11 protein-coding genes are annotated in these 13,187 nt (G+C 70.8%); 4 read left to right on the forward strand and 7 right to left on the reverse strand.

What is annotated here, in order from left to right:
• Together VF612_RS10050 and VF612_RS10055 are read left to right on the forward strand one after the other, a co-directional pair.
• The coding region (locus tag VF612_RS10050; protein WP_408659714.1) for a carboxypeptidase-like regulatory domain-containing protein at positions 1 to 728 on the forward strand (728 nt) is incomplete at its 5' end.
• Between the two features lie 568 nt (positions 729 to 1,296).
• Positions 1,297 to 3,288, forward strand: coding sequence for a carboxypeptidase regulatory-like domain-containing protein (locus tag VF612_RS10055; protein WP_408659715.1), 1,992 nt, complete (start codon positions 1,297 to 1,299; stop codon positions 3,286 to 3,288).
• A gap of 1 nt (position 3,289) precedes the next feature.
• Here the strand turns inward: VF612_RS10055 and VF612_RS10060 are convergent, their stop codons facing one another.
• Positions 3,290 to 4,693, reverse strand: a complete 1,404-nt coding sequence (locus VF612_RS10060; protein ID WP_408659716.1) for an L-serine ammonia-lyase — start codon at positions 4,691 to 4,693, stop codon at positions 3,290 to 3,292.
• A gap of 59 nt (positions 4,694 to 4,752) precedes the next feature.
• The gene (locus tag VF612_RS10065; RefSeq protein ID WP_408659717.1) at positions 4,753 to 5,178 is read right to left on the reverse strand and encodes an Ohr family peroxiredoxin; all 426 of its coding nucleotides are present in this window, start codon (positions 5,176 to 5,178) and stop codon (positions 4,753 to 4,755) included.
• 106 nt (positions 5,179 to 5,284) lie between these two features.
• On the opposite strand from VF612_RS10065, the gene VF612_RS10070 reads away from it, so the two are divergent.
• Positions 5,285 to 5,983, forward strand: a complete 699-nt coding sequence (locus VF612_RS10070; protein WP_408659718.1) for a siderophore-interacting protein — start codon at positions 5,285 to 5,287, stop codon at positions 5,981 to 5,983.
• Between the two features lie 79 nt (positions 5,984 to 6,062).
• Here VF612_RS10070 and VF612_RS10075 read toward each other — a convergent pair whose 3' ends face one another.
• The 3 genes from VF612_RS10075 to xylA are packed head-to-tail and all read right to left on the reverse strand — an operon-like array spanning position 6,063 to position 9,823.
• Positions 6,063 to 7,232, reverse strand: coding sequence for an ROK family protein (locus VF612_RS10075; protein WP_408659719.1), 1,170 nt, complete (start codon positions 7,230 to 7,232; stop codon positions 6,063 to 6,065).
• On the reverse strand, positions 7,229 to 8,626 hold the full coding sequence (xylB, locus tag VF612_RS10080; protein ID WP_408659720.1) for a xylulokinase: 1,398 nt from the start codon (positions 8,624 to 8,626) through the stop codon (positions 7,229 to 7,231). The genes VF612_RS10075 and xylB overlap by 4 nt, the downstream gene beginning before the upstream one ends.
• A gap of 3 nt (positions 8,627 to 8,629) precedes the next feature.
• On the reverse strand, positions 8,630 to 9,823 hold the full coding sequence (xylA, locus tag VF612_RS10085; RefSeq protein ID WP_408659721.1) for a xylose isomerase: 1,194 nt from the start codon (positions 9,821 to 9,823) through the stop codon (positions 8,630 to 8,632).
• Positions 9,824 to 9,936: 113 nt separating this feature from the next.
• Here xylA and pgm point away from each other — a divergent pair, with 113 nt between their 5' ends.
• Positions 9,937 to 11,613 (forward strand): phosphoglucomutase (alpha-D-glucose-1,6-bisphosphate-dependent), encoded by a 1,677-nt coding sequence (pgm, locus tag VF612_RS10090; RefSeq protein ID WP_408659722.1) that lies wholly within the window; start codon positions 9,937 to 9,939, stop codon positions 11,611 to 11,613.
• Positions 11,614 to 11,624: 11 nt separating this feature from the next.
• On the opposite strand, the gene VF612_RS10095 is transcribed toward pgm, so the two are convergent.
• Both VF612_RS10095 and VF612_RS10100 read right to left on the reverse strand, forming a co-directional pair.
• Positions 11,625 to 12,242: a GNAT family N-acetyltransferase gene (locus VF612_RS10095; RefSeq protein ID WP_408659723.1), complete on the reverse strand. Its 618-nt coding sequence runs from the start codon at positions 12,240 to 12,242 to the stop codon at positions 11,625 to 11,627.
• A gap of 15 nt (positions 12,243 to 12,257) precedes the next feature.
• A complete protein-coding gene (locus tag VF612_RS10100) occupies positions 12,258 to 13,088 on the reverse strand; it encodes an aldo/keto reductase (RefSeq protein ID WP_408659724.1) in 831 nt (276 codons plus the stop codon).
• Between the last annotated feature and the right edge of the window lie 99 nt (positions 13,089 to 13,187).

Below are 13,187 nucleotides of genomic sequence, written 5' to 3' on the forward strand. Positions count from 1 at the left end.
GCTATGACGACCAGAGCGTCAGCTCTCCCAGCACTCCGGTGCACGTAGCCGCCGGGGCCGTGACCGCTGGCATCGACGCCGAACTCACCGTCGGAGCCAAGATCACCGGCCGGGTCACCGACTCGGCCGGCAACGGCATCCCGAACGTTTTCGTCCAGACCTCTGGTGTTGGTGGCTCGTACCTCAGCCCCGTCGGCACTACTGACGACCTCGGCCGCTACCGGGTCACCGGTCTGCCGGCGACCGCTGTGGTGGTGTGCTTCTACCCCGGCGAAGAAGGCAGCGCCGACGGCACCGGATTCCAGTCCGAGTGCTACGACGACCAGCCGGAGGCAAGCACCGCCAACCCGGTCAACACCACCGCCGGCCAGGTCAGCGCCGGGGTGGACGCCGAGCTCGCCGTCGGCGCCGCCATCACCGGCCGGGTCACCGACTCGGCCGGCAACGGCATCTGGGACGTCTCCGTCTACATCTATGGCGTCGACGGCTCCTACCTCGGCCGTTCTGGCATCACCGACAACACCGGCCGCTACCGGGTCACCGGTCTGCCGGCGAGCGCCGTGGTGGTGTGCTTCCAGACCTACCCCGAAGGCGGCGCGAACGGCACCGGCTACCTGTCCGAGTGCTACGACAACCAACCGGACGCCAGCACCGCCAACCCGGTCGCCACCACCGCCGGCGAGGTACGGGGCGGCATCGACGCCGAACTCGCCGACGCACCGGCCTAATACCTCACCTGCTCAGGGGCTCAGCGGCTCGCGATGCGCTAAGTCCCGGCACTGCAACAACTTACGGCACAGGGCCGTCTGACCCAGCAGAGGTCAGGCGGCCTTCTGCTGTCCCGGGCTGCTTACTGCGGATGCGCAGCGGTGCGGGCTACCCGAGAAACACATGGTGTGTCGAATAGGCACCGATCTGAAATTGCTCTAAATGGTCATCCTCGTAGGGCCACATTGTGACAATCTAAGAACCTAATATGACCGTTCGTTTCATGCGCCGGTCGAACTTCGCAATTGCCATCGCCATCGCAACGCTCGCCGCGATCCTGCCCAGCCCGTCTTACGCGGCAGGACCCGGCCAAGCGGCTCAACCCGCCAGCCCTACGCCTCAGCCGGGCTGAATGCAACCATTGCCCCGGCCAGGCGTCTCTAGAGGTAGCACCACGAATGAGCGTGGTACGCCAAGCCGGGACGGTGTCCATTGTGACAACGTATGTGCTCGCTGACGCGGCGGCAGCCGAGTGACAGCCCAGCCGAGTGACGACGAACCAACCGATTCAACGGAAAAGGTCCAGTCATGAAGCGACTCCTGCTGTCCATCCTCGCCGCGTGCGCGCTGCTCTCCACCGCGCTGGCCGGCCAGAGCTACGCGACGCCCACAGCTGCTCCCACGGCCCAGACCGCCCATCGGGCCCCGCCCACGGACACCACGGCGCCCGGCCCGGTCACCGGGCTCACCGTGTCCGGCAACACGTTGCATTCCATCTCCCTGGAGTGGCGCAATCCTGAGAATGCCGACCTGGCACACGTGCTGATCCGGCGGGCGGTCGGCGACCAGCCGCCGCTGTCGGGCTCGGACGGCACCCTGGTGGCGGTCCTCGGCTCGCACGCGACCGAGTTCACCGACCGCAAGCTCGACAGTGGCACGACGTACAGCTACGCGGTCTACGCCTCCGACCGGCAGCAGAACCTGAGCTCGCCCAGCACGCTGACCGCTCTTACCTTGACGATCAATGACCAGACCGGCGTCAAAGGCGTCCTGACCGACAAGCAGGGCGGTCCGATCGCCGAGACGTGGGTCATCGTCCGGCTGAACGGCGCCTATGCCGGGTCGACCACCCCCGGCTCGGACGGTAGCTGGCGGATCACCAACCTCGCGCCCGGAACCTACACCGTGTGCTACGAGACGACCCCGTCGACGCACGGCCCCTCCCCCACCGGCTACCTGTCCGGGTGCTACCGCCAGCAGCCGTTCCTCCTGGACGGCAGCGGCGGAACCCCGATCACCGTCCGGGCCGGCAAGATGACCACCGGCATCCGGGACTACCTCCCGGTGGCCGGGGCATTCAGCGGACGATTCACCGACCCGTCCGGCGCCGGCATCGGCAACGTCCACGTCTACATCATCGAAGTCGCTCTGCAACACGCGAGTGAGGTGACGAGCGCGGCTGACGGCAGCTACACGTACCCGAGTCTGCCCGCCGGCAACTACTACGTCTGCTTCTCTGCCGGCCGGGCCACCGGAGCATCCAGCGCCGGCTACGTCGACGAGTGCTACGACAACCAGGTGCCGTGGAGCGGCGGCGGCACCGCGGTCCCGGTCAGCCTCGGGCATACCACGACAGGTATCAACGCCACCCTGGCGGTGGGCGGAGCGGTCACCGGCAAGGTGACCGATCCAGTGGGGAACCCGATGCCCGGCCTGGACATGTACTTGATGCCCAGTAGCGGCCAGAGCCAGGGGGGCCTGGGCGCCACCGACGCGCAGGGCGTCTACCGCATCATCGGGATCGTCCCTGGCGCCTACACCTTCTGCGTGACCGAGACCTGGCACACCTCCCCGAGCGCCCCGTACGGCTACGCCCGGGAGTGCCCGGAGAGCGGTCCCGGCTTCGAGGTGACCGCCGGCCAGACGACGACGCACAACATCAGCCTTCGGGTTGCCGGCGCGATCGGGGGTTCGGTATCCGGATCGGACGGCAGCCCGGTGCCCAGCGTCTGGACGAAGGTGTTCGACCCGTCCGGTGCGGAGGTCGACAGCACCATCACCGATGAGAACGGCTACTGGGAACTGGCGGGCTTGGGCGCCGGCCAGTACACCGTCTGCTACGACACGACCTTCACCAATGGCAACTACCGGCGAGGCTGCTACGACAGCCAGCCGAACGGCGCCACCACCGGAACCCTGGTAACGGTGGCCGAAGGCCAGCTGACCACGGTGAACGACAGCCTCGAACCCGGCGCCACCATCACCGGCGCCGTCACCGACAGCACCTCGTCGGGGCTCGCCTGGGTGGTGGTGTGGGCAGTGACGCCGGGCGGCACCCGCGTCAGGCCCGTCTACACCGATGACACGGGCCGTTACACGTTGAGTGGATTGGATGCCGGCAGTTACCTGGTCTGCTTCAACGCCAACAACGCCCAAGGGCCGGCATCCGGGTTCGGTACCTACCGCTCGGAGTGCTACGACAACCAGCCCAGCGTGGAAACCGCTGATCCGGTGACCGTCGGCGCCATCGACACCGTCCGGATCGATGCCCAACTGGCCTTCGACGAGTGGGACTACTAGATCAGCACTCGATGATGTTGACCGCCAGGCCGCCGCGCGAGGTCTCCTTGTACTTGGCCTGCATGTCAGCGCCGGTCTGGCGCATCGTCCGGATCACCTTGTCCAGGCTGACGATGTGCGAGCCGTCGCCCTGCAGGGCGATCCGGGCGGCGTTGATGGCCTTGACCGCCGCCATCGCGTTGCGCTCGATGCAGGGCACCTGAACCAGGCCGCCGATCGGGTCACAGGTCAGGCCGAGGTTGTGCTCCATGCCGATCTCGGCGGCGTTCTCGGCCTGCGCCGGGGTGCCGCCGAGCACCTCGCACAGCGCGCCGGCGGCCATCGAGCAGGCCGAGCCGACCTCGCCCTGGCAGCCCACCTCGGCGCCGGAGATCGAGGCGTTCTCCTTGTAGAGCACGCCGATCGCCCCGGCGGTCAGCAGGAACCGGACCACCCCGTCGTCGGAGGCGCCCGGCACGAAGCGGCGGTAGTAGAGCAGGACGGCCGGGATGATGCCGGCCGCCCCGTTGGTGGGCGCGGTGACCACCCGGCCACCGGCGGCGTTCTCCTCGTTCACGGCCAGGGCGAACAGGTTGACCCAGTCCATCACCCGCAGCGGATCGGTGGACCACGAGTCTGTCGACAGCGTCCGGTACAGCTCAGGCGCCCGTCGGCGGACCTTCAGCCCGCCCGGAAGGATCCCGCCCTGCGCACACCCGACGGTGACGCAGTCCTGCATCACCTGCCAGATCCTGAGCAGCTCCGCGCGCACCTCCGACTCCGGACGCCGGACGCACTCGTTGGCCAGCATCACCTGCGAGATCGGCAGCCCGCTGGCCTCGGCATGGGCGCACAGCTCGGCCGCGGTGGTGAACGGGTACGGCAGCACGGTGTCGTCGGGCTTGATCCGGTCGGCACCGGTGGCGTCCTCGTCCACCACGAAGCCGCCGCCGACCGAGTAGTAGGTCCGCTCGCGCAACGGCGACTGCGGGCCCTCGGACAGCTCGCCCTGAGCCGGGTCCCCGGCCGCGAAGGCGGTGAACCGCATCCCGTTGGGATGGAAGGGCAGCGTGGAGCGCCGGTGCAGCACCAGGTCCGCAGCGGTCAGCTGGACCGGATGCTTGCCCAGCAGCCGCACCGTCTCGGCCCGGCGGATCTCGGCGACCCGGTCCAGCACGGTGCTGGTGTCGACGTCCTCCGGGGTCTCGCCCTCCAGCCCGAGCACCACCGCGCGATCGGAGCCGTGCCCGCGGCCGGTGGCGCCGAGGGAGCCGAACAGCTCGACCCGGACCCGGCCGACCTTCTCGAGCAGGCCGTCAGCCTCCAACCCGAGCACGAAGGTGCGGGCAGCACGCATCGGCCCGACGGTGTGCGAGGACGACGGTCCGATCCCGACCGAGAAGAGGTCGAACACGCTGATGGCCATGACGTCCATTCTGCAGCACGCGGGGTCCCGCCGGATGGGATCGAGCAGACGCAGCCCGCTCAGACCGCGGTGAGCGTCACCACGATGTTGTCGCGGGTGGCCTTGGAGTACGGGCAGAACTGATGAGCGAGCTCGAGCAGCTCCTGCGCCTGGGCCGGGTCCACGCCCGGAATCTCGACCTCGAGCTCGACGGCCAGGCCGAAGCCGCCGTCCTCGGACGGGCCGAAGGAGACGTGCGCGGTCACCTTGGAGTCCGAGGTGTCCACTCCCTTGGTCTTGGCGCGGTTGGCCAGCGCGCCCTGGAAGCACGCGGCGTAACCGGCGGCGAACAGGGTCTCGGGGTTCACCGTCGGCTCCGTCGTGCTGCCGGGCTTGCCAAGGTCGAAGTCGATCAGGCCGTCGGCGCTGGTGACGTGGCCGGCGCGGCCGGCGCCGGTGGCGGTAGCGGCGGTGACGTAGTTGACCTTGGTCAGTTCGGTGGGCATGACACTCCTCTGTAGGGCGATGTAAGGGTTCGAACGCGGTGCGCCACCCGGGCGGCGCCTGCCACCTGAGTCTGCCGCACCACCGCAGTGGCATCCTGGGCACACCATGCCTGAGGTTCAACGCATCACCCGCACCGGTCAATTCCTGACCACCGTGGCCGACGTGCGGACGTTGTCACCCCGGATGCGCCGGATCGTCCTGACCGCGCCGGAGATCGCCGGCCGGGACTGGCCGCTGGCCTGTGACATCGCGGTGGTGCTGACCGGCCCGGACGGCCGCGAGGTGCGCCGGCGCTACACCGTGCGTTCCAGCGCCGGCGAGCAGCTGGTCGTCGATGCGGTGCTGCACGGCCATGGACCCGGATCGAGCTGGGCGCAGTCGCTGGAGCCGGGCCACCCGGTGAGCTTCTTCGGCCCGCGCGGGGAGTTGCCGCTGCCGCCGGCCGGCTGGCTGCTGGCGCTCACCGACGAGTCCGGGCTGCCCGCGATCGGCGCGCTGGCCGAGGCTGCCGGCCGCGACCTGCTGGTGCTGGCCGAGATCGAGGATGGCTCCGAGCGCTATCCGCTGCCGCCCAACGCGAAGGTTCGCTGGCTGACCCGCGACGGCCGGCCGGCCGGGACGCCCGAGCTGCTGCTCGGCGGGCTGGAGCACGTCCGCCCCGGCGCCGGCCCCGGCTATGCCTACCTGCTCGGCGAGTCCCGGGCGATCGTGACAGTGCGCGACGAGCTCGCCCGGTTCGGCCTGAGCCGGTCCGAGGTGTACGCCAAGGGGTACTGGAACCTGAACTCCCGGCCGACCCGCTGACACCTGCGCTGGTAGCGCACCTGGCACTCGCTGGACACCAGCGCTCGTTGCGCGCCTGCGCTCGCCGGACACCAGCTCGTCAGACGATCGCCGGCCAGTCGACACCCGCCGGATCGCTCAGCGCCCGGTCCAGCACCGCGCCGGCGGCTCCACGCACGGCGGCATCACCGCCCAGCGGGGACCGGCTCAGCCGGCCGGGACGGCGCGGCGCCAGCACCCGCCGGTTCAGCTGGATCGTCAACGGAGGGGTGATCGCGGCGAACAGCCGGGCATACATCCCGCCGAGCACCACCTTCGGCAGGTCGATCACGTTGAGCAGCGAGGCCAGCCCCACCCCCAGCGCGCTGCCGGCCTGCGCGACCGCGATCAGCGCCGCCGGGTCCCGGGCGGTCACCGCGGCCTCCAGCCGTTCCAGATCCGGTTGCCCCGCCGTGCGCAGCAGCACGTCCTGCCCCGCGTACTGCTCCACGCAGCCCCGGCCGCCGCAGCCGCAGTCCGGTCCGTCCTGGGTGACCACCACGTGGCCGAGTTCCCCGGCGAAGCCACTGGCGCCCCGGAACAGCTTCCCGGCCACCACCAGGCCGGCGCCCACCCCGATCTCACCGGAGACGTAGACGAAGTCCGGGCCCGCCGCCGGATCGGCCCGCAGGCTGGCCAGCGCACCCAGGTTCGCCTCGTTGTCGACCACCAGCACCGGCGCGCCGAGCGCATCGGCCAGCTGCATCCCGGGCCGGGCGCCGGCCAGGCCCGGCAGGTTCGGGGCGCGCAGCAACGTGCCGTCGTCGGCGACCACCCCGGGCAGCGCCAGGCCCGCGCCGAGCAGCGGCTGGCCGGCCTCAGCCAGCACCGCGCGCGCGACCGCTGCCGCCTGCTCGATCACCTCGGCCGCCCCGTTGGCCCGGTTCTCCACGACGTGGCGCTGGTAGCAGCGCAGCTCACCGGTCAGGTCCAGCACGCAGGCAGCGGTGTAGTCGACGTTGATCTCCACGCCCAGGGCCACCGGGCCGTCCGGATCGAGCCGGACCGGACGGGCCGGCCGGCCGACTCCGCCGTTGGCCGGCTCGCCCTCGACCACGATCGCGCGGGTGATCAGGTCGTCCACCAGGCTCGACACGGTGGCCTTGGTCAGCCCGGTGCGCTGGGCGAGCTCGGCGCGCGAACTGGGCGCGGCGGCCAGCGCCGTGGTGATCAGGCTGAGGTTGTGCCGCCGGACGGTCTGCTGGCCGGCGGGAGCCCCCGGCGCCGTCATCGGCTCAGGTGCTTGGCCGCCGCGTCGGCATAGCGCTCGCGCAGCCCAGCGGTCGAGGCTGCCTCGAAGGACGCCGTGCCGGTCAGCTCCCAGTCCGGCGGCTGCGCCGTGCCGGTCAGCACCCAGGCAGCCTGCCGGGCGGCGCCGTCGGCCACGTACTCGCCAGGCCGGGGCACCGTCACCGCAACCCCGAACACCGACGGCGCTATCCGGCAAACCGCCTCGGACTGGGCTGCGCCGCCGATCAGGTGCACGCCCGGCGCCGAGACGCCCTGGGCGACGAGCGCGTCCAGGCCGGCCGCCAGCCCGCACAGCATGCCCTCGATCGCGGCCCGAGCCAGGTTCGCCGGTTGGGAGTTGGCCAGGGTCAGCCCGTGCACGGCGCCGGTGGCGTTCGGCAGGTTGGGGGTCCGCTCGCCCTCGAGGTAGGGAACCATCGTCACGCCGCCGGCCCCCGGCTCGGCCGCCAGCGCCAGGACGCCGAGCTCGGCCAGGCTGACGCCGAGCAACCGCGCCGTGGCATCGAGCACCCGGGCGGCGTTCAGGGTGCAGACCAGCGGCAGGAAGGCTCCGGTCGCGTCGCTGAAGCCGGCCACCAGGCCGCTCGGGTCGGCCGGCTGCATGTCGCTGCGGGCACAGGCCACCCCGGACGTCCCCAGCGACACCAGCACGTTCTCCCCCACCTGCACGCCCAGCGCGCCGGCCGCGTTGTCGCCGGCGCCCGGCCCGATCAGCAGCGAGCCGGCGTTCCCGGCAACCTCGGCAGCGGCTTCGGCGGGACCGGCGACCCGGGGCAGCATCGCCTCGTGTCCGAGCCCGCGCACCAGCAGGTCGGTGCGATAGCGGTTGCTCCGGCCGTCGAAGTAGCCGGTGCCGGAGGCATCCGAGCGGTCGGTCACCAGCTCGGCGAGCTCGCGTGCCCCGGCCAGCTTCCAGCTCAGCCAGTCGTGCGGCAGGCACACCGCGGCCGTCCGGGCGGCGTTGTCAGGTTCGTGCTCGGCCAGCCAGCGCAGCTTGGTCACCGTCAACGAGGCCACCGGCACGCTGCCGACCGCCTCGGCCCAGTACCCCGCGCCCAGCTCGGCAACCAGATCGGCCGCAGCCGGAGCCGACCGGGTGTCGTTCCACAGCAGCGCCGGCCGCACCACGTTCCCGCCGGCATCCAGGCAGACCATGCCGTGCTGCTGGCCGCCGACGCTGAGCGCGGCGACATCGGCCAGCCCGCCGGCCTGCTCCAGGGCGGCCCGCAACGCCTGCCACCAGGCGTCCGGATGCACCTCGGTGCCCTCGGGGTGGCTGGCGCGGCCCTGCCGGACCAGCCGCCCGGTGTCAGCGTCGCGGATGACCACCTTGCAGGACTGGGTGGAGGAGTCCACCCCGGCAACCAGGGCCATCGCTTACCGGGCGCCGGTGAGGTGTTCCAGCGCGAGCTGGTTCAACCGGACGAAGCCGTAGCCCTTCTCGCCGGCGGCATCGACGTCGAAGTCCTCGAAGGCCTGGCGGTCGACCAGCAGCTCGGCGTAGCCCTCGCCGTCGTTCAGGGTCGGCTGCGACAGCTCGCCGACCTTGGCGTGCGCCAGCGCCTGGAGCACCTCCGGGTCCGACCGGAACGCCGTGGCCCGCTCCTTGAGGAGCAGGTAGGTGCGCATGTTGGCGCGGACGGAGTCCCAGACGCCGTCGTAGTCCTCGGTGCGGGACGGCTTGTAGTCGAAGTGCCGGGGACCGGTGTAGGCGGGACCGCCGCCGGGGCCGCCGAATTCCAGCAGGTCGACCAGGCCGAAGGCGTTGAACAGGTCACCGTGGCCGAACACCAGGTCCTGGTCGAACTTGATGCTGCGCTGGCCGTTGAGGTCGATGTGGAAGAGCTTTCCGTGCCAGAGCGCCTGCGAGACGCCGTGCACGAAGTTCAGCCCCGCCATCTGCTCGTGGCCGACCTCGGGGTTCACCCCGACCAGCTCCGAGCGGTCGAGGGAGGAGATGAAGGCCAGCGCGTGGCCCACGGTCGGCAGCAGGATGTCACCGCGGGGCTCGTTGGGCTTGGGCTCCAGGGCCAGCCGGATCCCATAGCCGCGGTCGGTGATGAACTCGGTGAGCAGGTTCATCGCCTCGCGGTAGCGGTCCAGCGCGGCCTGGACGTCCTTGGCGGTGTCGTACTCGCTGCCCTCCCGGCCGCCCCAGAGCACGAACGTCTCCGCGCCCAGCTCGGCCGCGAGCTCGATGTTGCGCAGCACCTTGCGGATCGCGTACCGCCGGATGGACCGGTCGTTGCTGGTGAAGCCGCCGTCCTTGAACACCGGGTGGGTGAACAGGTTGGTGGTCACCATCGGCACCACGATGCCGGTCTCGTCGAGGGCATGGCGGAACCTGGTGAGCTGCTTGTCGCGATCGGCGGCCGCGGCGCCGAACGGGATCAGGTCGTCGTCGTGGAAGGTGATGCCGTAGGCGCCGAGCTCGTCGAGCCGGTGCACCGCCTCGACGGCGTCCAGCGGCCCGCGGGTGGGGTCGCCGAACTGGTCCTTGGCCTGCCAGCCGATCGTCCAGAGCCCGAAGGAGAACCGGTCCGCTTTGGTCGGAGTGAGGGTCAATGTCATCGCGCGTCCCTGCCTGCTATTTGTTCAGTGGTTGAACTTAATCGAGCACGCTACCCGATCCAGGCCGGGGACGCACCTGCTCAGCCGCCTGGAGAAAGTGGTTTGATCGAACGATGTCGCACAACTCCCGCGCCGGTCAGCCGGCCGCAGCCGAAGACCTGGTCGACCTCGGCAGCCTGGTCGAGGCCTACTACCAGCTGCATCCGGACGTTTCGGTCCCCGAGCAACGGGTCAGCTTCGGCACCTCCGGCCATCGGGGCTCGTCGCTGCACACCACGTTCAACGAGGACCACATCCTGGCCACCAGCCAGGCGATCTGCGAGTACCGCGCCGTCCATGGCATCGACGGCCCGCTGTACCTGGGCGCGGACAGCCATGCGCTGTCCGAGCCCGCGGTGCGGTCGGCGGTGGAGGTGTTCGCCGCCCACGAGGTCGCCCTCATGGTCGATTCCCGCAACGGCTACACCCCCACCCCGGCGGTGTCGCGCGCGATCCTGGACTACAACAGTGCTTCCAGCGGCCGCGCGTCCGGGCGCGCCGACGGTGTGGTGGTCACCCCGTCGCACAACCCGCCCGCCGACGGCGGCTTCAAGTACAACCCGCCGGACGGCGGCCCGGCCGGCACCGACATCACCGGGTGGATCCAGGACCGCGCCAACGAGCTGCTGGCCGCCGGGGCGGCGACGATCAAGCGCATCCCGTACGAGCGTGCGGTGGCCTCCGAGCACGTCCAGGGGTTCGACTTCCTCGACGCCTACGTCTCGGCGCTGCCCGGCGTCCTCGACCTGGACGCGATCCGATCGGCCGGCGTCCGAATCGGCGCCGATCCGCTGGGCGGGGCGTCGGTGGCCTACTGGGGCGAGATCGGCTCGCGCTACGGGCTGGACCTGACCGTGGTGAACCCGGACGTCGACCCGCAGTTCGGCTTCATGACCCTGGACTGGGACGGCAAGATCCGGATGGACTGCTCCTCGCCGGCGGCGATGGCCTCGCTGATCCAGCGGATGCAGCGCGACAGCAGCGGCGCGACGCTGTATGACATCGCCACCGGCAACGACACCGACGCCGACCGGCACGGGATCGTCACCCCGGACGGCGGGCTGATGAACCCCAACCACTTCCTGTCGGTCGCGATCGGCTACCTGTACGCCAACCGGCCCGGCTGGCGCGCGGACGCCGCGGTCGGCAAGACGCTGGTCAGCTCCTCGATGATCGACCGGGTGGCCGCTGATCTCGGACGCAAGCTGATCGAGGTGCCGGTCGGGTTCAAGTGGTTCGTCCCCGGCCTGCTGGACGGCTCGGTCGGCTTCGGCGGCGAGGAGTCGGCCGGGGCGTCGTTCCTGCAACGCGACGGCGGCGTGTGGACCACCGACAAGGACGGCCTCATCCTGTGCCTGCTCGCCTCGGAGATCCTGGCGACGACGGGCAAGTCCCCCTCGGAGCACTATCGGGAGCTGACCGCGAGGTTCGGCGAGCCGGCCTACGCGCGGATCGACTCGCCGGCCAGCCGGCAGCAGAAGGCGGTGCTGGCCAAGCTGTCGCCGTCGCAGGTGAGCGCCTCGACGCTGGCCGGCGACCCGATCACCGACCGGCTCACCACCGCGCCGGGCAACGGCGCCGCGATCGGCGGCCTGAAGGTCACCACCGAGCGCGGCTGGTTCGCCGCCCGGCCGTCGGGCACCGAGGACGTCTACAAGCTCTACGCCGAGTCCTTCGACGGGCCGGACCACCTGGCCCGGATCCAGGACGAGGCCCAGCAGATCGTGGCCGCCGCGCTGTCGGCCTCCTGACGCCGGCCGGCTCAGAAGTCGATCCGGACGACCACCCGCCGAGCGGTGGGATGGCTGATCTGGGTGAAGCCGGCGTCGGAGAATGCCTGCCGCGGGCCGACGTGCAGCTCGCCCCAGGTGATCTCCCTGCCGGGCTCGGTGATCATCGGATAGGCCTCCAGCGCCCGGGCGCCGCGCTCGCGGGCGAAGTCGGCGGCGGCTCGGGCCAGCGGGTAGGTCAGGCCCCGGCCCCGGTAGTCCTTGCGGACCACCATGCAGGTCACCGCCCAGACCCCGTCGTCGTCCTTGTCCTCGGCCCGCCCGGACCACGGGATCCGCGAGGTGCGCAGCTTGGGGTACGCCGTCCGCGGCTGGACCGCCACCCAGCCGGCCGGCTCCTCGTCGACGTAGGCCACCAGGCCGCTGGTCGCACGGGCGTCCGGGTTGCCGCAGCCGGTCTGGGACTGCAGCATCGCGGTGCGCTCCTCCTCGGTGGAGTCGCGCCAGATCCAACCCCGGATCGTGAAGCGCTGGCACAGGCAGCGCGCCGCGTAGTCAGCGCTGAAGATGGCGGTCAGGTCGTCCCAGGACGCCTCGTTGGCAGGGACGATCCTCAGCTGCTGCTCGTCGATCGGCCCGGTGGTCGTCATGCTCGTCAACCCGTCTCAGGCGCGGCTGAAGGTGTCCGGATGCGGGCCGATCCGGTACCCGGTCTCCAACCCGGCGATCGCCTCGAGGTCCTCGGCAGTCAGGCGGAAGTCGAAGATGTCGAAGTTCTCCTGGATCCGGGCCGGCGTCACGGACTTCGGGATGACCACGTTGCCCAGTTCGATGTGCCAGCGCAGGATCACCTGGGCCGGGGTCTTGCCGACCCGGGCGGCGATGCCGGCGATCACCTCCTCGGTGAGCACCGAGCCGCCGCGGGCCAGCGGCGACCATGCCTCGGTGAGGATGCCGTGCTCTGCGTGGAAGGCGCGCAACTGCGCTTGGGGCAGCAGCGGATGCAGCTCGATCTGGTTGATCACCGGAACCACCGACGACTCGTCGAGCAGCCGCTGCAGGTGCGGGATGGAGAAGTTCGAGACCCCGATGGCGCGCACCCGGCCCTCGGCGTACAGCTTCTCGAAGGCACGCCAGGTGTCGACGTAGCGGTTGAGAGCCGGCGCGGGCCAGTGGATCAGCAGCAGGTCCAGCACCTCCAGACCCAGCCGGCCCATCGACGCCTCGAAGGACGCGAGCGCGGAGTCGTACCCCTGCTCGGAGTTCCACACCTTGGTGGTCACGAACAGCTCGTCGCGGGGGACACCGGACTCCGCGATCGCGGCCCCGACGCCGGCTTCGTTCTGGTACAGCTTGGCGGTGTCGATGTGCCGGTAACCGGTCTCCAGCGCCGTCCGGACAGCCACCTGGGTTTCGGTATCGGGCACCAGGAACACCCCGAAGCCGAGCTGCGGGATCTCGACGCCGTTGTTCATCGCCAGCGCGGGAACAGTCATATTCGCAGTCTATGCAGCCGCCCGGCGTAGGCAGAAAGCGCTTATCCACAGCCTGACGAGGGAGCCCCCGTCAGCGGTGCGAAGGCTGCCAGGATCGGC

The sequence above is a fragment of the Jatrophihabitans sp. genome (assembly GCF_036388195.1).
Lineage (GTDB): Bacteria > Actinomycetota > Actinomycetes > Mycobacteriales > Jatrophihabitantaceae > Jatrophihabitans_A.

What these genes read in the sequence shown, in the direction of transcription:
- VF612_RS10055 (WP_408659715.1), top strand. Translation starts at nt 1,297, where the DNA reads ATGAAGCGACTCCTGCTGTCCATCCTCGCCGCGTGCGCGCTGCTCTCC.
- VF612_RS10060 (WP_408659716.1), bottom strand. Translation starts at nt 4,693, where the DNA reads ATGGCCATCAGCGTGTTCGACCTCTTCTCGGTCGGGATCGGACCGTCG.
- VF612_RS10065 (WP_408659717.1), bottom strand. Translation starts at nt 5,178, where the DNA reads ATGCCCACCGAACTGACCAAGGTCAACTACGTCACCGCCGCTACCGCC.
- VF612_RS10070 (WP_408659718.1), top strand. Translation starts at nt 5,285, where the DNA reads ATGCCTGAGGTTCAACGCATCACCCGCACCGGTCAATTCCTGACCACC.
- VF612_RS10075 (WP_408659719.1), bottom strand. Translation starts at nt 7,232, where the DNA reads ATGACGGCGCCGGGGGCTCCCGCCGGCCAGCAGACCGTCCGGCGGCAC.
- xylB (WP_408659720.1), bottom strand. Translation starts at nt 8,626, where the DNA reads ATGGCCCTGGTTGCCGGGGTGGACTCCTCCACCCAGTCCTGCAAGGTG.
- xylA (WP_408659721.1), bottom strand. Translation starts at nt 9,823, where the DNA reads ATGACATTGACCCTCACTCCGACCAAAGCGGACCGGTTCTCCTTCGGG.
- pgm (WP_408659722.1), top strand. Translation starts at nt 9,937, where the DNA reads ATGTCGCACAACTCCCGCGCCGGTCAGCCGGCCGCAGCCGAAGACCTG.
- VF612_RS10095 (WP_408659723.1), bottom strand. Translation starts at nt 12,242, where the DNA reads ATGACGACCACCGGGCCGATCGACGAGCAGCAGCTGAGGATCGTCCCT.
- VF612_RS10100 (WP_408659724.1), bottom strand. Translation starts at nt 13,088, where the DNA reads ATGACTGTTCCCGCGCTGGCGATGAACAACGGCGTCGAGATCCCGCAG.